Genomic DNA, 18,586 nt, shown 5'->3' with positions numbered 1-18,586 from the left:
AGAATTTATATTTCATATATAACTTATGCATAATTGTAGCGATTGAAATGAGAAGAGCGTATACTAAATGTACAAGATTTTACCCTTAAGATAGGATTGGAGGAAATTCAAGTGAGTACGCTTATTAGAGATTACGAACGCTTTGCTAAAGAGGCAAAAATGATTTGCAAAGATCGTGTGTATACGGATTATTTACGTCGTTATGCATATGGTGTAGATGCATCCTGTTATAGTTATTTACCAAAGGTGGTTGTAAAGGCAGAGGATGAACAAGAGGTAAGACGCCTTATTCGTTTATGTCAACAATGCGGCACACCATTTACATTCCGTGCGGCTGGTTCTTCTTTGTCTGGTCAGTGCTCCAGTGAAGACGTGCTCATCGTATGTAATGATGGCTTCAAGAAAATGGAAGTTATCGACGATGGCAAAGCCTTAAAATGTGAGTGCGGTGTTATTGGTTCCGACGCGAACGATTTATTGAAACCGTACAATCGTAAAATTGGTCCAGATCCTGCAACGCTTGCAACAGCATTAGTAGGCGGTATTTTAAATAATAACTCCTCCGGTATGTGCTGTGGTACGGCGCAAAACTCTTATAAAACAATTCGCTCCATTCGCGTTGTTTTATTAGATGGCTCTATTCTTGATACATCCGATCAAAAGAGCATCGACCAATTCCTCAAAGAGAAACCTCAAATGGTAGAAGATATCTTGCAATTGCGCAAAGAAATCTTAGCCGATGAAGAATTGACTCATTTGATTCATCACAAATACAAAATTAAAAACACTACAGGCTACGGTTTAAACTCCCTTGTAGACTTTGAAGATATTATCGATATCATCAATCACTTGTTCATTGGCTCTGAAGGCACATTGGGCTTCGTATCTGAAATCGTGTACAACACTGTTGAAGACGTACCTCATAAAGGTTGTGGTCTTATGTTCTTCAGCACATTGAACGATGCATCTCTTGCGGTTGTAGCATTGGCTAATATGGGTCGTGAAAAGGTTGTGGCTGCGGAAATGATGGACTATCAATCCTTGCGCGCTGTTCAACGCCTTGAAAATGTACCTGACTTTGTTCGTGAAGTGCCTGAAGGTACGAGTGCTATCTTGTTCCAAACTGAAAGCTATTCCAAAGAAACTGTAGATGAAAACTTAGCTTTCATTAAAGAACAATTGAAAGACATTCCAACAGCTATTCCAAGTCTTTATTCTCAAGATCCTAAAGAATACGATTCCTGGTGGGCTATTCGTAAAGGTATCTTGCCAATTGTTGGTGGTCAACGTAGAAAAGGCACTACTGTTATTACAGAAGACGTTTGCTTCCAAATTGAAGACTTCACTAAAGGCATCGAAATGCTTACTGAATTATTCTACAAATACGATTTCGTAGACGGTGGCGTCATCTTCGGTCATGCCTTGTCCGGTAACGTTCACTTTAACATCACTCCTGACTTCAGCGACCCTAAAGATACTAAGAACTTCGGCGATTTAGTAAAAGAAATGTCCGAACGTGTATCTGGTTTCGGCGGTTCTTTGAAAGCTGAACATGGTACAGGTCGCATGGTAGCACCTTTCATCGAAATGGAATGGGGTAAAAAAGCGTACGAAATTAACCGTCGCATCAAAGCTATCTTTGACCCTGAACGCATCTTGAACCCTGATGTTATCATCACTGATGATCCAGATGTGTACAAGAAAAATCTTAAAGCACAATGCGCTATCGACGATGCTTTCACAATCTGTATGGAATGTGGTTTCTGTGAAAAACATTGCCCAAGCCGTAATTTAACATTGACTCCACGTCAACGCATTGCGTTGTTACGCGAAACAAAACGCCTTGAAGATGAAGGTAATTATGCGCTTGCCGCTGAGCTTAGAAAAGGCTATGAATACTATGGTATTGAAACTTGTGCAGCATGCTCCATGTGTAAAGGCCTTTGCCCTCTTAGCATTGATACTGCACAAATCGCATTGTCCATGCGTCGCATCGATCCTCCTGCACCAGAATTGGCTAAAAAAATCTACAACAATTTCTCTACAACTATTGAAATGTGTCGTGCCGGTGTGAGCCTCGAAGGCATTGCAGGTTCTATCATTACGCAAAAAGCAATCTCTAAAATTACAGAAGGCTTGCATGGCGTAACGGGTATTACACCATATGTTCCTAAAACAACACCTAAAGCTAATCGTTATAAATTGAGAAACCGCATCAAACCTACTAACTTTGAAAAGATTGTATATTTCAGTACTTGTGCGAACCGCGCATTCAAGCCTAACCAAGGTTATGACGATGACCGTAGCTTGCAACAAGTTGTAGAAAGTCTCTGCAACAAGGCTCATATCGATATTATTTACCCTCAACATATTGAAAACCTCTGCTGTGGCTTGAGCTTTGAAAACTATGACGACGTTCATGAACGGGCTGTCAAAGACTTGCATGATGCATTGATGAAAGCATCTCAAAATGGTAAATACCCAATCGTAATCGACCATAGCGCATGCTTCAATCATGCTTTCAAACATATGCCAGACTTAGAAATCAACGATATTTCTGAATTCTTGTGCAAATATGTAGTACCTCATCTCGACATTGAAAAATGCGATGAACGCGTTATCGTACATAAACAATGTAAGATTAAATCTTTGAACAAATCTCAATACATTGAAGACTTGGCTCGTCTATGCACAGACCATGTATTCAACATCAAATCCTTCGCATGTGATGGTTTCGCTGGTCAAAAAGGCTTCTTTACACCAGAACTTAACAAATCTGCTACAAAAGACCTTGCTGGTGAAATTGCTGAATACGGTGCTACACTAGGCGTAAGCTCCAGTTCCACATGTGAAATTGGCCTTGGTGAAAGCGGTGGCATCCCATTCGTAGGCGTTGCATTCCTATTAGACCGTTGCTCTAAGGCAAAAAAATAATTTGTAAACGCTATAATTGTTAGCATTTACTAGAGATACTTTGCCATGCTATACTACCGTATAGGTAGAGTGTATGAAATTACCTACAATATAACGAAAAAGGACGAGTTGTGGCTCGTCCTTTTTTGTATATAGTTTTGATATAACTGTGATACTATTTAATAAACTATGTGCTAGTATTTAATGAATTATATGGCAGTGTTACATAATGTAACCATAGTAAATAGTAGAACTATATTACATAATATAGTTATAAGTAATAGATTGTGCAATGATATTAAATAGTCGATTATACAATGGTATTAAATAGCTAATATAGAGGTGTTGTATGAAATATATTTTATTATGTGTTTGTTTGCTTAGCTTATTAGGTTGTGGAACAGATACTAAGATTCAGCAAGATACTAAACCTACAACAACAGCGCATGAGCAAACTAAAACGTCTCAAGATCAAGATGAACACGTAATCGCCGCTAAACAGGCCTTATCCTCTGGCGATTATACGAAAGCTATCGAGGAGGCTACTACTGCGATTAAAGCCAATGCAAATAATGCTGAGGCTTATTCCGTTCGTGGTTTTGCTACGGCGTTGAATGGTGATACAGCAAAAGGCTTAGCAGATACTAAAAAGGCCTATGATTTAGATCCTAATAATGTAGCAAATTTCTATAACATGGCCATGGTATACAAGTTACAAGGCCAGTTGAACGATTCTAAAGAATGGTTTGAAAAGGTATTAGAAAAGGACCCTAGTAATACTTGGTCTGTGTATGGTATTGCTACCATCTATGCAGACCAAGGGGATGATACTAAGGCCCTAGATTGGCTTGAAAAAGCAATTAAAATTGATTCTTCTGTAAAGGCGGTTGCTGCTGAACAAGATCACTTTGAACGCTTTCACAATAATGAAAGATTTAAGCAACTCGTTAATTTATAATGTTTTTTCTACTAATGCTTCTTGTAATAATTGTGAGAAGTTAACGCCCTTTTCTAAGGCCCGTTCATTGAGCCATGCGGGAATCGTTAAGGTTTTTTTGATGGATTTACTATTTTTACCGAGGTCAATATCCGTTTGTACTAGTGTAGGATATGAACTATCTGTACAAGGTAAGTTGCGAACAGATGTTGGGGTAGGTAAGCTTTGCCCATCCTCTAAGGCACCTAAAATATATAGTTCCATAGCCTCTTGAGCGTTAGTTATAAGTTCTGTTAGGGTTGCGCCGGTGCTACTCGTATATTCTAAGTCTGGAAACTCGGCCCAAAATCCATCAGAATCATCATGAATTATTGCGGGATATATAAATTTCATAAATTCCTCCTTATCTAAGTCTTGTGCGTTTCAAAATGGTATTTAATAAACCTGTAGGTACATCTTTTCCATGTACGGCAATTACTTCAACTTGATTGTCTTTTTTTAAACGATGATGACTACCACGTTGCCGTACGTCCTTCCAACCATTTTTGAGTAGCAATTTAAGTAGATCTTTATCCTTCATATGTTCTCCTTTCATAATAACACGTATATACGTATAAAACAATTGTTATGAGTTTATATTCTTATTTATAGTTTAACCGTATAAAAAGAAAAAAAGGGGTGATCATTGGTCACCCCTGACTCTATTAGTCACTTATGCGTATTAGTCATTGCATATGACTTTGAGTTATAACTTAAATTTTGGTACATATGATTTACTGTTATATTTATTGACTTTGTGCATATTTTTACACTATATTGGACTTAGAACAACGAATACAGAGAATAGGTGTCGCAAGACTTAATAGAGAAATCGGTACAAGCCGATGCGGTCCCGCCACTGTAAGGACGAGCCTGCTTTCATACATGTCACTGGAGAAATCTGGGAAGGCGAAAGCGAGGTGATAACCCCGAGCCAGGAGAACTGCCTATTTGATAATCACCGTTATGTACCTACGAGCGATAGGAAGGGGATTGAGGTATGCTTTTTACAATAGTTTTAGTGTACCATTCAATATGTAACCTAACGTGTCACTCTCGGGTGGCACGTTTTTTTTATTGCCACGCTAGAGGGTCGTTCATATATGGCATAGGCTTAATAGTTTGACTGGAGATTCATCATCATGATGGACATATATTTGGCACCTATGGAACTCATATACGAAGCAACTCACTGGTACGGTGCGCTGTTCCCCTGTATGGTTTCAAGTTGAAAAGGAGGCACATATATGTCTGACAAAAAGACTTCAAAGGACGCTGAACGCGATTTACTGGCGCCTGTATCCTTTGATGAATTTGAGAAACCTACGTATGAACGATGGCAGGCTGAAGTTGAAAAGGCGTTAAAAGGTGGCGACTTCCATAAAAAGATGTTCACTCCAACTTATGAAGGTATTACGCTACAACCAATTTATACACCTGCATTGCATGCGGAGAATATTCCAAAAGGTGTTTACCCTGGAGCTGGACAGTTCCTACGTGGCACAATAGCCAGTGGCTATATCAAAGAATCTTGGGGCGTATCCCAATATGTTGATGATTCCTTGCCTAAGGATGCTAACCATGCAAGTTTATACGAAATTGTAAAAGGTGGCACCATCCACAACATTCGTCTTGATGAGGCTACACGTCATGACCAAGACGTACAAGTAGGCGCATCCGTTGGTGTGGGCGGTACTTCCTTGTCCACAATGGATGATTGCAGCCAATTAATTGAACGATTCAATTTTAAGGAAAATCCTTTATATATTGAAACTGGTGCATCTGCAGCCATTTTGCTCGGTATGTTGTCAGCAACTGTAAAAGCTTCTAAAAAGCAAACATCCGATTTGAAAGGTCTCGTTGGTGCAGATCCTATCGGCGTGTGGGCAAAAGACGGTGCATTGCATATGTCTTTAGACACAGCTTTTGATGAAATGGCGCATACTGTTGTGTGGGCTAAAGAACAAGCTCCAGAACTTAGAACAGTACTCGTATCTGGCGATGTGTATGCTAACGGTGGCGCTAACGATGTACAAGAGGTTGCTTATGCATTGGCAACAGCCGTTTGTTATGTACGTCAATTGGCACAACGCAATATCGATATGCAAACCATTGCTAAGAGCATGATGTTCACATTCTCCATGGGTGCTAACTTCTTCATGGAAATCGCTAAATTACGTGCATTGCGCGTACTTTGGGCTCGTATCATGGAAGAATTTGGTGCGGAAGAACAAGATCGTGCAGTTCATGTACACGGCAGAACATCTGCTTTCACAAAAACCGTATACGACCCATATGTAAACTTGTTGCGTAACACAACACAAGCATTCTCTGGTGTTGTAGGTGGTCTCAATAGCCTTGAAGTTTCTCCATTTGATCAACCAATTCGCAAATCCGATGAATTCTCTCGTCGTATTGCCCGTAACATTCAAGTTATGTTGCAAACTGAATTTGAATTGCGTCAACCAGTTGACCCTGTAGGTGGTTCTTGGTACGTAGAAACATTGGCAGCCGAATTATGCGAAAAAATTTGGGCTGAATTCCAAATTATCGAATCCAAAGGTGGCATCATTGCTGCATTGAAAGAAGGCTATCCACAAGCGCAAGTTAAGTCGATTCTTAACGAACGATTTAAAAATCTTGCGTTCCGTAAAGATGTGGCAGTTGGTAACAACATGTACGCTAACATGACGGAAGAATTGTTGGATCCAAAACCTGAAAATCAAGAAACATTACGTCAAAAACGTGTAGCTCATCTTGAAGAATACTTGGCTGGTGCAGATCAAGATGCTCTTGTAAAAGCACAAGCTACGTTAGAAGCAAGCACAACAGAACCAGGTGCGTTGATTGGCCTTATCGAATTGGGTGCATTACACAAAATGACAATTCGCCAAATTCGTAGTGCTTTAGAGGCGGGCGATATTTCCTCTGAAACTATCGAACCAATTACTGCACATCGCTGGACTGAACAATTTGAAGCACTTCGTATGCGTACTGAAGCGTATAAACAACGTACGAAAGACAATGTGAAGGTATTCTTGGCTAATATGGGCCCTATTCCTCAACATAAACCTCGTGCGGACTTCTCCACAGGCTTCTTTGAAGTAGCGGCATTCGAAGTAATTAAAAATGATGGTCATGAAACAACGGCTGATGCGGCAAAAGCGGCTCGTGAAAGTGGCGCCGATGTGGTAGTTATCTGTTCTACAGATGATACGTATCCTGAATTGGTTCCACCACTTGCGAAAGAATTGAAAGAAACTATGCCGAATGTAACGGTTATTTTGGCAGGGGCACCTTCTAAGGACCTAGAGCCTGTATATCGTGAAGCAGGTGTAGATGATTTCATCTCTGTTCGTGCAAACTGCTACGCTATTTTAAATACGTTACAAGATAAGAAAGGGATGTGAGCTCATGTTTAAAAATCCAGACTTCTCCTCTCTTGGCTTGGGATCTCAGTCTGCCACATCGCGCGATGCATGGCTTGCTGAACTTCAAAAAGAAACAGGAAAAAGCTTTGAAGACTTATATAACACGACAATGGAGCAAATCCAATTAAAACCTCTCTATACAGAGATGGATTATGAAGGAATGACACACCTTGACTATATGGCTGGTGTACCTCCATTCTTGCGTGGACCTTATCCTACAATGTACGTAACTCGTCCTTGGACAGTTCGTCAGTACGCTGGTTTCTCCACAGCAGAAGAATCCAATGCGTTCTATCGTCGTAACTTGGCAGCAGGCCAAAAAGGTTTGTCTATCGCCTTTGACCTTGCTACTCACCGTGGTTATGACTCCGACCATCCTCGCGTAGTGGGCGACGTTGGTAAAGCGGGTGTTGCGGTAGACTCCATCCTCGATATGGAAATTCTATTCTCTGGTATCCCTCTTGACCAAATGTCCGTATCCATGACAATGAACGGCGCTGTATTGCCAGTAATGGCGTTCTACATCCTAGCAGGTGAAGAACAAGGCGTTGATAAAAAGGTTATGGCCGGTACAATTCAAAACGATATCTTGAAAGAATTCATGGTACGTAATACTTACATTTATCCACCAGCTACGTCCATGCGTATCATCGGTGATATCTTTGCGTACACATCCCAATATATGCCTAAGTTCAACAGTATCTCCATTTCTGGCTACCATATGCAAGAAGCGGGTGCTACTGCGGACATCGAATTAGGTTACACATTGGCCGATGGCCTTGAATACATCCGCACAGGTGTAAATGCAGGCCTTCACGTAGATAAATTCGCACCACGCTTGTCCTTCTTCTGGGCAATCGGTAAAAACTACTTCATGGAAGTGGCAAAAATGCGTGCGGCTCGTATGTTGTGGGCTAAGATTATCAACAGCTTCGGCTCTGAAAATCCTAAATCCATGGCACTTCGTACACATAGCCAAACCTCTGGTTGGTCCTTAACAGAACAAGATCCATTCAACAACGTAGCTCGTACATGTATGGAAGCGATGGGTGCAGCTTTGGGCCATACTCAATCCCTACATACAAATGCGCTTGACGAAGCCATCGCGTTACCTACAGACTTCTCTGCACGTATTGCGCGTAATACACAACTTTACATCCAAGACGAAACTAAGGTATGTAAGGTTATCGACCCATGGGGCGGTTCCTACTATGTAGAAGCCTTGACTGATGAATTGATTCGTCGTGCTTGGGGCCATATTCAAGAAATCGAATCCCTTGGCGGTATGGCGAAAGCGATTGACACAGGTCTTCCTAAGATGCGTATTGAAGAAGCGGCGGCTCGTCGCCAAGCTCGTATCGACTCTGGTCGTGAAGCCATTGTTGGTATCAACAAATACCGTCTAGATAAAGAAGATCCATTGGATATCCTCGACGTAGATAATACGGCTGTACGGGAAGCGCAAATTCGTCGTCTCGAACAATTGCGTGCTAACCGTGATGAAGACAAGGTTCAATCCTGCCTCGAAGCGATTACCAATGCTACCGAATCTGGTGAAGGCAACTTGCTTGCCCTTGCACTTGAAGCCGCTCGTGCTCGTGCATCCTTGGGCGAAATTTCCTTTGCTGTTGAAAAAGTTTGTGGCCGTCATAAAGCGGTTATCCGCTCTATTTCCGGTGTATACTCCAGTGAATATGAAGATGACGATGTTATCAAAGAAGTACGTCAAATGGCGGATGATTTCGAAGAACTCGAAGGTCGTCGCCCTCGTATCATGATTGCTAAGATGGGCCAAGACGGTCATGACCGTGGTGCCAAAGTTATCGCTACATCCTTCGCAGATATGGGCTTTGACGTGGATATCGGACCTTTGTTCCAAACTCCAGAAGAAACAGCACAAGATGCGGTGGATAATGACGTTCACATCGTCGGCTTCAGTTCTCTTGCAGCAGGTCACAAAACATTGTTACCTCAACTTGTGGAAGAACTCAACAAGCGAGGTCGTGGAGATATTTTGGTTGCCATCGGTGGCGTAATCCCTGCTCAGGACTATGAGTTCCTACGCGAACATGGCGCAGTGGCTATCTTTGGCCCTGGTACAGTTTTGCCAGTAGCGGCGAAAAAATTACTAGAAACATTGACTAGTCACGTTCAAGACGAGTCTCATGACTGATAATAAACGGCCTACTCCGGATGAATTGCGCAATGCACAAAGCGTTGCTGGTGGCAATAATGCTCCAGAATTAGGTGTAAAAAACGCAAACGCCGAGGGTAGTACGTATCGTCCGGACTGGGTGCCAGAAGATGCAAAGAAGGATGACACCTTTGCGTGTCATGTGATGAAAGGCGTTAAAGAAATGCACGATGGCCTCTTATCAAGCTCTGCTCATCTGGCTCCTGCGGTGCGGCCCGTACAGCGGCGCAAGAAGTTAACTGTCGCTGATTATGTACGCGGTATCGAGCAGGGGGACCGCGTTATACTTTCACGGGCTATTACATTAGTAGAAAGTAATAATAAGGACCATTTCAAACTAGCTCAACAAGTATTGCAAGCCGTATTGCCTCGTACGGGCAAGGCGTTGCGCATCGGTATTACTGGTGTGCCTGGGGCCGGTAAAAGTACATTTATTGAAGCCTTTGGTAACATGCTCATTGAAGCCGGTTACAAGGTTGCCGTACTTGCCGTAGACCCTACAAGCCAAGTCACAAAAGGCAGTATCTTGGGGGATAAAACGCGGATGGAAACGTTGACGAAACATCCTGAGGCGTATATCCGTCCATCGCCGGCTGGTGGTACACTAGGCGGTGTGGCTCGTAAAAGTAGAGAGACCATGCTACTTTGCGAGGCTGCTGGATATGATATTATTCTAGTTGAAACCGTTGGTGTTGGGCAAAGTGAGGTTACCGTACGTTCTATGGTAGACTTCTTTATGCTCATCGTGCTTACTGGTGCAGGCGATGAATTACAAGGCATCAAAAAAGGCGTTATGGAACTTGCCGATGCTATTGTGGTCAATAAGGCTGATGGGGACAACCTCAAGCGTGCTCTCATCGCTCGTAGCGATTACGATCGAATGTTACATTACATTCGTCCAGCTACGGAAAAATGGAAAACCCAAGCTTACACATGTTCAGCCGTTACGAAGGATGGTCTCGATGAATTGTGGGATGTAATCCAAGAATTTGCTGAACAAGGTAAAGAAAATGGCGTATTCTTAAAACGCCGTCAAGAACAATCCCTCCGTTGGGTACGCGATATGATTGACGAACACTTGCACAACCTATTCTTTAACAATGTAGTCATTCAAGGTCGTATGGGCGAGGTAGAAGCTGCAGTTTTAGATGGCGAAATGAGTGAATCTCAAGCCGTTGAAGAACTGATAGGCGTATTTGATAGATCATTGAAATAAATGATTATAATACGATACCTCTTTGATTAAACAATCAAACCAATACATAACTTTATATAAAGGCATAGCATCTATTTTGAAATCGGTCACTTAATCGATAGACCATTATAGATACTATGCTTTTTTATTTTTTTCATCAAATGCATAAGTATTACTTTCGTAAAAGTTATACATAGGATATAATTTAATTATAGATGTATTTTATGGAGTTTAATAAAGGAGAGATTTATTTTGAATCCAGTAGTAAAGAAAATTACAACAGCAGTATTGTGTGTGACCGCACTCACATCTCCATTGTTCTTGACTGGCTGCAGCTTCTCTAAGGTTGCCAATAGCGTACAACAAGGTGTTCAAAAGGGATCACAAGAAGACGTTAAAGTGTTTAACAACTACATTAAAGCCGTTGGTGATTTTAACAGTCATACAGTGCGCTTTGGCTATGCTATCGGCCCAGATATTCAAAAACTAAGAGAAGGGCAACATTTAACAAGCTTTATGGCACCACATTTTGATTCTTTACAAGAGAAATTACAAGCCGCTAAAGATGCTGGCGTGCCATATGATGATATGAAAGAACCTCTTGATAAGGTATTGGCTGTATTAAAGGATATTGTACCAGTAGCAAGTGAATTGGATACGTACTACCAAACTAATACATATAAAGCAGATAATTATGCTAAAGAACAACAATTAGGACCTAAATACGTTCAATTATATGATCAGTTCTATGCAGCGTATAACCAATTAGATGCAGTAATCCATAAACATAATACGGAAAACCAACAAGCGCACTTAAAAGAACTTAAAGAGTCTGGCAAGAAAAATGCAGCGGCAGCTCAAGAAGTTCATTTACGTTTAACTGCTTTATTGGATGGCTTTGAAGAAGGCAAGCAAATTGATGTAAATGCAGCTAACCAAGAGTTACAAGGCATCATGGATGTATCTAATAGTATTACTAGTCCGGAATATAATAGTGCTAAGAATTCATTAAATACAGCTATTGGTAGAATTCGTACATTCATAGGTGATCAAACAAATGATCATTACAATGATATGATTGAATCCTACAATAGCTTCATTGGCAGCATGAATCGTTTGGATATGAACAAACTTGATAAATAATATCTAACTATGTACGAACATTGTGCGCATTACTTGTGAAAGTCCATGCCTCATAGGAAGTACTAAACTGTAGATATAAAAATTTCATACAAAGGTACATAACGGATGTACCCTCAAGGGCTACCTTAAATAGCAATATTATTTGAGGTAGCCCTTTTTGTGTCTTTACCTATACTAGATCTGTTTTGTGTTCTCATATACAGCGTCTAGTATATTTTTACCCATCTATGGAGAGTCGCATATATTTTGATGTTTTGAAACGTGGTATAATTATTAGATAGAGCCTGTATGGGTGTGGCTTTTGGAGGTTAGTATGAGTAGTAGTATTACACATTTATTTCTAGCTGGTGGTTTTGTTATGTATCCACTGGTTATGTTCTTAATCGTTACTTTGATGATTGGTATTGAACGATTTTTATTATATCGTCGCTTTCATAAAGATATGCGCCAATTTATAGCTGTTTTGGGCAATCATCCGGGCTGGATTATGTTACCTACTGTGCTAGAACGGGATACAAAGGAATTAGGGATTCTTTTTGCTCGTGCTTTGCGCAACGCTAAAAACTACAATGGATTGGAAAACCGCTTGCAGGACTTGGTAGGCTATACTGATGAACGATTGAAACGAGGCCTTGGGTGGCTTAGTATGATTGTTACCATGGCACCTTTGCTTGGCTTGCTCGGTACTGTTCTAGGTATGATTCGCGCCTTTGCTGTTGTAGGTGGCGATATTGGGGCGCCCACCATCATTACTGGCGGTGTATCTGAAGCCTTGGTGGCAACGGCGACGGGCCTTACTGTTGCAATCATTGCTCTTGGCTTTCACAGTTACTGTGCGGCTAAGGTGAACGATTTCATCGTGGCATTAGAGCATGAATGTGGCACTATCCTCGATGCGTACAATGAGGAACACGACCTATGAGACGGCGCACATTAGGGGTAAAAAAAGAGCCTACCATAATGATTATCCCCATGATTGATATCGTATTTTTCTTATTAGTATTTTTCATGGTTGGCACCTTGTACATGAATACGGAACAACAAATTCCCTTAAACTTGCCGTCCGCATCCACATCGACTGCGAAATCGATCGAACCAATTACCATTACTCTTACAACATCGCATAAACTCTACATTGATAATCGGGAAATCTCTCCAGATCGCCTATCTCAAGAGGTGCAATCCATTGTGCAGACAACGCCACGTCAGGCTTTTGTCATTCGTGCTGCGAAGGACGTGTATTATAACGAGGTTATCGCCTTGTTGGACATGCTGAAAGTAAACGGCGCTAAGTACATTAGTGTTGCAACGGATCGGAAGTGATTCTATGTTTGAATCGCATTATTTACGACCCTTTTTGATGGCCCTATTCATCAGTATTCTTATGATAACGGGGATGGGACTGTCATTAAAAGGCATGGGCGGTACCGGTGCAGGCCAAGAGGCAGCGGAAATCAGCTTTGATTTGGCTGATGTTGGTGAAAGCGAGCATGCGGATGAACATTCGGTGGTAACACCTCTGCAGGTGGCAAAGCCATCTGAAAATACAGCTGCAACGGAGGTAATAAAACCACAAAAACCTCAAGCTAAGCCTCAATTGGAGGGATTAGACTCGACTAAAAAGACGGATGATCCACAAAAGGAAAAGAATACTAAACGTGAGTGGGCTGTTCCTAAAGCCATTGAATCAGAGGCTAGTGGTGGTGAAACGGGTGTTATTGCTCACCAAAATTCATCATCATCTAAAAAACTGGTAGGCAATACTACATCTACGGACCCCAACACACAGGGTAACGGTATTGATGATACGAATAAGGATTTATCCTTTTTTGCTGATGCACTCCAGCTGTTAACACCAGGTCAACGGGCGTGGTTAGAACAACCAGAGATTAATCCTACCGAATATCTACGACAAGTGCGAGAACAAGGAAAAGCTTCCTCTATCCGCGGAGAAGCGGTTGTGCGTGTTAACTTTGACGCAGATGGTAATGTTATCGTAGGCGTTAATACGCCGCGCATTGTTGAGTCCGGTGTTCCTCCAGATGTACGGGACGAAGCACTGCGTATTATCAAGACGAGCGGCAGTATTGTTAATAAAAAAGGACAGGTTGTGGCATTAGCGATTCCTGTCGTGTTGGGACAATAAAGAGGCATGTCTCACATACAAGAATGTATGTAAGATATGCCTCTTTGTTATTTCTTAATCAAGTTTTTTGTACTGTTAAAGATTGCGTAATAAATGATGACGCCACCGATGAATAATGTCACTTGCATTTGTGTTGTGTATTGGTCCACACGCCATAATGCAAAGGCATAAAAGAACATGGTGATGAGCATAATTAAAAAGGATAAGATGCGACGCACATTCGTATGAACTACATGCGATGTACTGATGCGGTCTCTATTAATGGCAACATATGCAAGGGAAACGATGATATCAACAGCATATACGCTTAAAATCCAATTGACGGGCACATCGTTAAATACGAATAGGCCAATGACAATAAAGCTGATGAGAAAGAATGCTTTAAATACAGTTTCTGGCATCGTTGATTCTTTTGGTTTTGGTGTGCGTTCCTTGTGTTGTTTCTTTGTCATACGGGTCTCCTATGTGTACATACAGTAGTGATATGCTATTAATTCGTTACCGATAAACGTTTTCACATTATTACTGTAATGTTTTCGTATTATTACTGTAATATTTCCATATTACATAAATTATAAATGTTTACACGCTGTATCATGTAATCTATACCTTACTATTATAATAATAAATTACAAATGAATCCATAAGCAAATTAAATACCGAACATTAAGAAAAACTAATATATATATTATTCGGAAAAATACATAAGATTTATTGAACCAAGCTTTCACATATGGTACAATTATCGTATAAGAAATCTAGCTTTCATCATGCAAAGGAGACATCATGATACCACGTTATACACGAGAAGAAATGGGCCATATTTGGAGCGAACGCAACGAGTTCGACACAATGTTATTGGTTGAAACATTGGCATCTGAAGCGCAAGCAGAGCTTGGCATTATTCCGAAGGAAGCAGCTAAAATCATTCGGGAAAAAGGTAATTTTGATGTTGAAAGAATTCACGAAATTGAACGTGAAACAAATCATGACATCATTTCCTTTGTAACTGCTGTGGGCGAATACGTTGGCCCTGAAGCGGCTAAATATATTCACCTTGGTTTGACATCCACTGACGTTAAGGACACTGCTCTTGGCTATATGATGAAACAAGCTTGCGATATTTTAATCGAAGATTTGAAACAATTACGTGATGTATTGCGTCGTCGTGCCGCTGAATTCAAACATACCCCTATGATTGGCCGTACTCACGGTATTCATGGTGAACCTACTACATTTGGCTTGAAACTTTGCCTTTGGATGGCAGAGGTAGAACGCGATATTGAACGCATGGAACATGCTCGTAAAAGCGTAGCTGTTGGTAAATTGTCCGGTGCTGTTGGTACATACTCCAACATCGACCCATTCGTAGAACAATACGTATGTGAAAAACTAGGCCTTGAACCTGTTAAAATCGCCACTCAAGTCGTACAACGTGACCGTCACGCTGAATTATTGTCCACCATCGCTGTTGTAGGCGGCACATTGGACAAAATCGGCAAAGAAATCCGTCACTTGCAACGTACAGAAGTGCGCGAAGCGGAAGAATACTTCAGCCCTAAACAAAAGGGTTCCTCTGCGATGCCTCATAAACGCAATCCTATTACGTGTGAAAGAATTTGCGGTATGGCTCGCTTGCTTCGCGGCTATGCTCAATCTGCGTTCGAAGACCAAGCTTTGTGGCATGAACGCGATATCTCTCATAGCTCCGTAGAACGCGTTATCTTGCCAGATGCAACAATCGCCTTGAATTACATGCTTCACCTAACAATCCGTACTATCGATAAATTGTTGGTATACCCTGAAACAATGCTTAAAAACCTTAACCTTACAGGTGGCCTTGTATTCAGCCAAACCATTTTGACACACCTTGTAGACAAAGGTGCAGTTCGTGACGAAGCATACCGCTGGGTACAAAAATACGCTATGGAACGCTGGCTCGAAGGCAAAGACTTCGCTACAGGTCTAAAATCCGATGAAAACATCAAAAAATACATGACCGACGAAGAAATCGATGCATGCTTCGATCCGTATAAACTATTGAAACACGTAGATACAATAATGGCTCGTTTCGGCCTATAATCCTTAATGTATAGGATGGTCCGTCCAGAAAGCCGACACGCTACTGCGCTACGCGGAGCCCGAAGTCGTTTTCTGAACGGACCATCCTTTTTGCATTAAACCTTCTATGCCGAAAACGAGCCATAGAGCAGACAGAGCAAAGTCGTTTTGAGAAGGGGGCCCGTCCTTTTTTTGCTATAGATTCTATGCCGAAATGAGCCATTGGGACGAGAAAAAGCCGACACGCTATCGCGCTAAAGCGGGACCCGAAGTCGTTTTGAGGAAGGTATCCGTCCTTTTCGCTATAAGTTCTATGCCGAATTTTTTATTTACAGTGAGTGCCGTATTTTCATATGGCGCTTTTATTTGTTAACGTACATAGGGGAGGTGGTGGTACCGGTAAAAACATGACTTTGGCCCTGCGAAGCCCAAAAGGGCGAAGCAGACCCGGCCGGTGGAGTGTTTTTGCCGGTACCACCACCCAAATCTGGAGGATACATGAAAAACACCATAAGAAAATACGCACCTCCTATCTTTCACTGTATTAACGACTTCGGTCAAGGTTCATTGGCCGCGCTTATACCATTTTTTATTACGAACTTTGGCCTTAATTATTATCAATCGGCTTCCATTATTTTCTGTAATACCGTGGTAGCGTCTATTGCTCAGCCCATTTTGGGGTATGTAGCGGATCGATGGCGCGTGCCTTGGTTTATTCCGGTAGGCTTTACAGTGACTCTTGTGTCTATTAGTGCTATGGCGCTGGCTACGAACTATGAAATGATTCTTGCTTTGTCTCTTTTAGCCGGCGTAGGGGCAGCGTTATTCCATCCTGAGGCGGCTCTTTTGGTGAATCGCACGCAATCCCATGAAATTGGCAATGCTATGGGGCGCTTTGCAGTGGGCGGCAGTGCTGGTTTTGCCTTAGGTCCACTTATTGCTGGTGGTGTTTATGTTTTTGGGGCGCACTTCCTTTGGGTATTTACAGCCATCGCTTTACTGGGCGTATTAATGTATATCTATGCTTTCACGGATAAGGCCGATGTGACTAATGCTAGTGACTGTGAAAGCCATTCTAAATCTGTTGCTATTGGCACTAACGATTGGATGAGCTTCGGGAAGTTATTCTTTGTCATAGCCTCAAGGTCTATATTGTTTTCTGTGCTGTCTATCTTTATTCCAATTTTGTATATTACCGTTATTAATGGTGAAGCCGGTGCATCGAGCTTGGCACTTACGATGTACTTTGCCATGGGGGCTGTCCTTACCTATATGGGTGGTGCACTATCAGATAAGCTAGGCTTTCTAAAAACAGTGCGTTTAGGCAATATTATATTTTTACCATCCGTATTAGTGTTTATCTTCGTACCGAATGCATGGGGATTCTTTGGTGCCATGATACCGATGGCCTTTGGCGTTTTCTCGCAATACGGCCCAATTACCGTTCTAGGCCAAAAATACCTTGCTAAAAATGCAGGTTTTGCATCAGGCATTACATTGGGCCTTGGTATTACCTTAGGTGGTCTTGTAGCGCCTTATATTGGACATTTAGCAGATATTTACGATGTACAAACAGCATTAATGACCTTGATACCTGTTGGTGCGTTAGGATTATTAATGAGCTTCTGGTTAGAAGAACCTAAATAAAATTATTTGATTTTATGGTTCTTAATTTATTAATTTAATATAGTAAAATGTCAATAGATAAGGGGTGACCAATGGTCACCCCTTATCTATTGACTTATGATTTGCAGTGGATTATGTTGAAAATATAATGTTGTAAAGCTGATTATGTCTTTACCTAATATATGTTTTAACATATAATTAAGATAAAGATTTCTTCTAGTAAATAGGAGGAATTAAATGAAATCATTTTCTGTAATTTTTTATGAAACACCTAATGGAGAGCAACCAGCAAAGCTGTTTTTAAACGAACTTTCAGAAAAACAACGAGCTAAAACGATTAGGGATTTAAAGTTGCTTGAAACCTGTGGTAACAAATTAAGGGAACCAACTTCAAAATTTTTAGAGTCTGGAATTTATGAACTTAGAACCAAACAAGGTTCCAATATTTCTAGAATTTTATATTTTTTCTTTGTTGGTAAACGTATAGTTTTGACCAACGGTTTTGTAAAAAAGTCTATGAAAACCCCTAGAAATGCGATTGAATTGGCGTTGAAGTATAAACAAGATTATATTGAAAGGTACACATAATATGGAAACATTAGATCAATATTTAGCTGAGCAATTAAAAAATCCTAAATTTAAAAAAGAATGGGATGAGTTAGAAGATGAGTATCAGATTATTGAAAATATAGTTAAAGCACGTATTGAAGCTCATATGACGCAAACTCAATTATCTGAAGTTACAGGCATTACGCAATCAGATATAAGTAAAATTGAAAATGGGAATGGGAACCCCTCGTTGAAAACATTAAGAAAGATTGCTCATGCCTTTGGCAAGAAGTTAAAGATTGAGTTCGTGTAATCTTTATTTAGCCTTTTCGTGCTTTGCTATTATGTTGTA

The 18,586-nt window shown here is 41.0% G+C and carries 16 protein-coding genes and 1 riboswitch; of the genes, 13 read left to right on the top strand and 3 right to left on the bottom strand.

Annotated features, from left to right (window positions below):
- The first annotated feature begins 111 nt into the window (after positions 1 to 111).
- Both VTHSUH11_RS05210 and VTHSUH11_RS05205 read left to right on the top strand, forming a co-directional pair.
- On the top strand, positions 112 to 2,934 hold the full coding sequence (locus tag VTHSUH11_RS05210; protein WP_105092878.1) for an FAD-binding and (Fe-S)-binding domain-containing protein: 2,823 nt from the start codon (positions 112 to 114) through the stop codon (positions 2,932 to 2,934).
- A gap of 328 nt (positions 2,935 to 3,262) precedes the next feature.
- Positions 3,263 to 3,871, top strand: a complete 609-nt coding sequence (locus VTHSUH11_RS05205; protein ID WP_105092877.1) for a tetratricopeptide repeat protein — start codon at positions 3,263 to 3,265, stop codon at positions 3,869 to 3,871.
- On the opposite strand, the gene VTHSUH11_RS05200 is transcribed toward VTHSUH11_RS05205, so the two are convergent.
- Together VTHSUH11_RS05200 and VTHSUH11_RS05195 are read right to left on the bottom strand one after the other, a co-directional pair.
- Positions 3,866 to 4,243 (bottom strand): type II toxin-antitoxin system HicB family antitoxin, encoded by a 378-nt coding sequence (locus tag VTHSUH11_RS05200; RefSeq protein WP_105092876.1) that lies wholly within the window; start codon positions 4,241 to 4,243, stop codon positions 3,866 to 3,868. The two genes, VTHSUH11_RS05205 and VTHSUH11_RS05200, sit on opposite strands and share 6 nt — an antisense overlap.
- A gap of 10 nt (positions 4,244 to 4,253) precedes the next feature.
- Entirely contained in the window at positions 4,254 to 4,445 is a 192-nt protein-coding gene (locus tag VTHSUH11_RS05195; RefSeq protein WP_244899989.1) for a type II toxin-antitoxin system HicA family toxin, read from the bottom strand.
- A 233-nt stretch (positions 4,446 to 4,678) separates the two neighbouring features.
- Positions 4,679 to 4,854, top strand: a riboswitch (cobalamin riboswitch).
- Positions 4,855 to 5,136: 282 nt separating this feature from the next.
- Here VTHSUH11_RS05195 and VTHSUH11_RS05190 point away from each other — a divergent pair.
- The 7 genes from VTHSUH11_RS05190 (at position 5,137) to VTHSUH11_RS05160 (ending at position 13,998) form a co-directional block, all read left to right on the top strand.
- The gene (locus tag VTHSUH11_RS05190; RefSeq protein ID WP_105092874.1) at positions 5,137 to 7,299 is read left to right on the top strand and encodes a methylmalonyl-CoA mutase family protein; all 2,163 of its coding nucleotides are present in this window, start codon (positions 5,137 to 5,139) and stop codon (positions 7,297 to 7,299) included.
- Positions 7,300 to 7,303: 4 nt separating this feature from the next.
- The gene (gene scpA, locus VTHSUH11_RS05185) at positions 7,304 to 9,493 is read left to right on the top strand and encodes a methylmalonyl-CoA mutase (protein ID WP_059364350.1); all 2,190 of its coding nucleotides are present in this window, start codon (positions 7,304 to 7,306) and stop codon (positions 9,491 to 9,493) included.
- Positions 9,486 to 10,730, top strand: coding sequence for a methylmalonyl Co-A mutase-associated GTPase MeaB (meaB, locus tag VTHSUH11_RS05180; protein WP_105092873.1), 1,245 nt, complete (start codon positions 9,486 to 9,488; stop codon positions 10,728 to 10,730). Before scpA ends, meaB begins: the two co-directional genes overlap by 8 nt.
- 231 nt (positions 10,731 to 10,961) lie before the next feature.
- Positions 10,962 to 11,852, top strand: a complete 891-nt coding sequence (locus VTHSUH11_RS05175; protein ID WP_059364346.1) for a DUF3829 domain-containing protein — start codon at positions 10,962 to 10,964, stop codon at positions 11,850 to 11,852.
- Positions 11,853 to 12,165: 313 nt separating this feature from the next.
- Entirely contained in the window at positions 12,166 to 12,774 is a 609-nt protein-coding gene (locus VTHSUH11_RS05170; protein ID WP_105092872.1) for a MotA/TolQ/ExbB proton channel family protein, read from the top strand.
- Complete coding sequence (locus VTHSUH11_RS05165; protein WP_105092871.1) at positions 12,771 to 13,175, top strand: ExbD/TolR family protein; 405 nt, start codon at positions 12,771 to 12,773, stop codon at positions 13,173 to 13,175. The genes VTHSUH11_RS05170 and VTHSUH11_RS05165 overlap by 4 nt, the downstream gene beginning before the upstream one ends.
- A 61-nt stretch (positions 13,176 to 13,236) precedes the next feature.
- Positions 13,237 to 13,998 (top strand): hypothetical protein, encoded by a 762-nt coding sequence (locus VTHSUH11_RS05160; protein ID WP_105092957.1) that lies wholly within the window; start codon positions 13,237 to 13,239, stop codon positions 13,996 to 13,998.
- Positions 13,999 to 14,045: 47 nt separating this feature from the next.
- Here the strand turns inward: VTHSUH11_RS05160 and VTHSUH11_RS05155 are convergent, their stop codons facing one another.
- Positions 14,046 to 14,450, bottom strand: coding sequence for a CAAX protease (locus VTHSUH11_RS05155; protein WP_105092870.1), 405 nt, complete (start codon positions 14,448 to 14,450; stop codon positions 14,046 to 14,048).
- 334 nt (positions 14,451 to 14,784) lie between these two features.
- Between VTHSUH11_RS05155 and purB the strand changes: the two genes are divergently transcribed.
- The 4 genes from purB (at position 14,785) to VTHSUH11_RS05135 (ending at position 18,547) form a co-directional block, all read left to right on the top strand.
- Positions 14,785 to 16,080 (top strand): adenylosuccinate lyase, encoded by a 1,296-nt coding sequence (gene purB, locus VTHSUH11_RS05150; protein WP_105092869.1) that lies wholly within the window; start codon positions 14,785 to 14,787, stop codon positions 16,078 to 16,080.
- 477 nt (positions 16,081 to 16,557) lie between these two features.
- Positions 16,558 to 17,706, top strand: a complete 1,149-nt coding sequence (locus VTHSUH11_RS05145; protein ID WP_105092868.1) for an MFS transporter — start codon at positions 16,558 to 16,560, stop codon at positions 17,704 to 17,706.
- 216 nt (positions 17,707 to 17,922) lie between these two features.
- Positions 17,923 to 18,273 (top strand): type II toxin-antitoxin system RelE/ParE family toxin, encoded by a 351-nt coding sequence (locus VTHSUH11_RS05140; RefSeq protein ID WP_105092867.1) that lies wholly within the window; start codon positions 17,923 to 17,925, stop codon positions 18,271 to 18,273.
- Position 18,274: 1 nt separating this feature from the next.
- Positions 18,275 to 18,547, top strand: a complete 273-nt coding sequence (locus tag VTHSUH11_RS05135) for a helix-turn-helix domain-containing protein (RefSeq protein WP_005381259.1) — start codon at positions 18,275 to 18,277, stop codon at positions 18,545 to 18,547.
- Positions 18,548 to 18,586 lie beyond the last annotated feature (39 nt).

Origin of the sequence: Veillonella tobetsuensis (assembly GCF_002959935.1) — a bacterium.
Lineage (GTDB): Bacteria > Bacillota > Negativicutes > Veillonellales > Veillonellaceae > Veillonella > Veillonella tobetsuensis.
Note: the sequence above shows the minus strand (reverse complement) of the source record. Positions and strands in the feature narration are given on the sequence as shown.

Excerpts from the sequence above, each read along its gene's own strand:
- VTHSUH11_RS05205 (WP_105092877.1), top strand. The coding sequence starts at position 3,263 with ATGAAATATATTTTATTATGTGTTTGTTTGCTTAGCTTATTAGGTTGT.
- VTHSUH11_RS05200 (WP_105092876.1), bottom strand. The coding sequence starts at position 4,243 with ATGAAATTTATATATCCCGCAATAATTCATGATGATTCTGATGGATTT.
- VTHSUH11_RS05195 (WP_244899989.1), bottom strand. The coding sequence starts at position 4,445 with ATGAAAGGAGAACATATGAAGGATAAAGATCTACTTAAATTGCTACTC.
- VTHSUH11_RS05190 (WP_105092874.1), top strand. The coding sequence starts at position 5,137 with ATGTCTGACAAAAAGACTTCAAAGGACGCTGAACGCGATTTACTGGCG.
- scpA (WP_059364350.1), top strand. The coding sequence starts at position 7,304 with ATGTTTAAAAATCCAGACTTCTCCTCTCTTGGCTTGGGATCTCAGTCT.
- meaB (WP_105092873.1), top strand. The coding sequence starts at position 9,486 with ATGACTGATAATAAACGGCCTACTCCGGATGAATTGCGCAATGCACAA.
- VTHSUH11_RS05170 (WP_105092872.1), top strand. The coding sequence starts at position 12,166 with ATGAGTAGTAGTATTACACATTTATTTCTAGCTGGTGGTTTTGTTATG.
- VTHSUH11_RS05165 (WP_105092871.1), top strand. The coding sequence starts at position 12,771 with ATGAGACGGCGCACATTAGGGGTAAAAAAAGAGCCTACCATAATGATT.
- VTHSUH11_RS05160 (WP_105092957.1), top strand. The coding sequence starts at position 13,237 with ATGATAACGGGGATGGGACTGTCATTAAAAGGCATGGGCGGTACCGGT.
- VTHSUH11_RS05155 (WP_105092870.1), bottom strand. The coding sequence starts at position 14,450 with ATGACAAAGAAACAACACAAGGAACGCACACCAAAACCAAAAGAATCA.
- purB (WP_105092869.1), top strand. The coding sequence starts at position 14,785 with ATGATACCACGTTATACACGAGAAGAAATGGGCCATATTTGGAGCGAA.
- VTHSUH11_RS05145 (WP_105092868.1), top strand. The coding sequence starts at position 16,558 with ATGAAAAACACCATAAGAAAATACGCACCTCCTATCTTTCACTGTATT.
- VTHSUH11_RS05140 (WP_105092867.1), top strand. The coding sequence starts at position 17,923 with ATGAAATCATTTTCTGTAATTTTTTATGAAACACCTAATGGAGAGCAA.
- VTHSUH11_RS05135 (WP_005381259.1), top strand. The coding sequence starts at position 18,275 with ATGGAAACATTAGATCAATATTTAGCTGAGCAATTAAAAAATCCTAAA.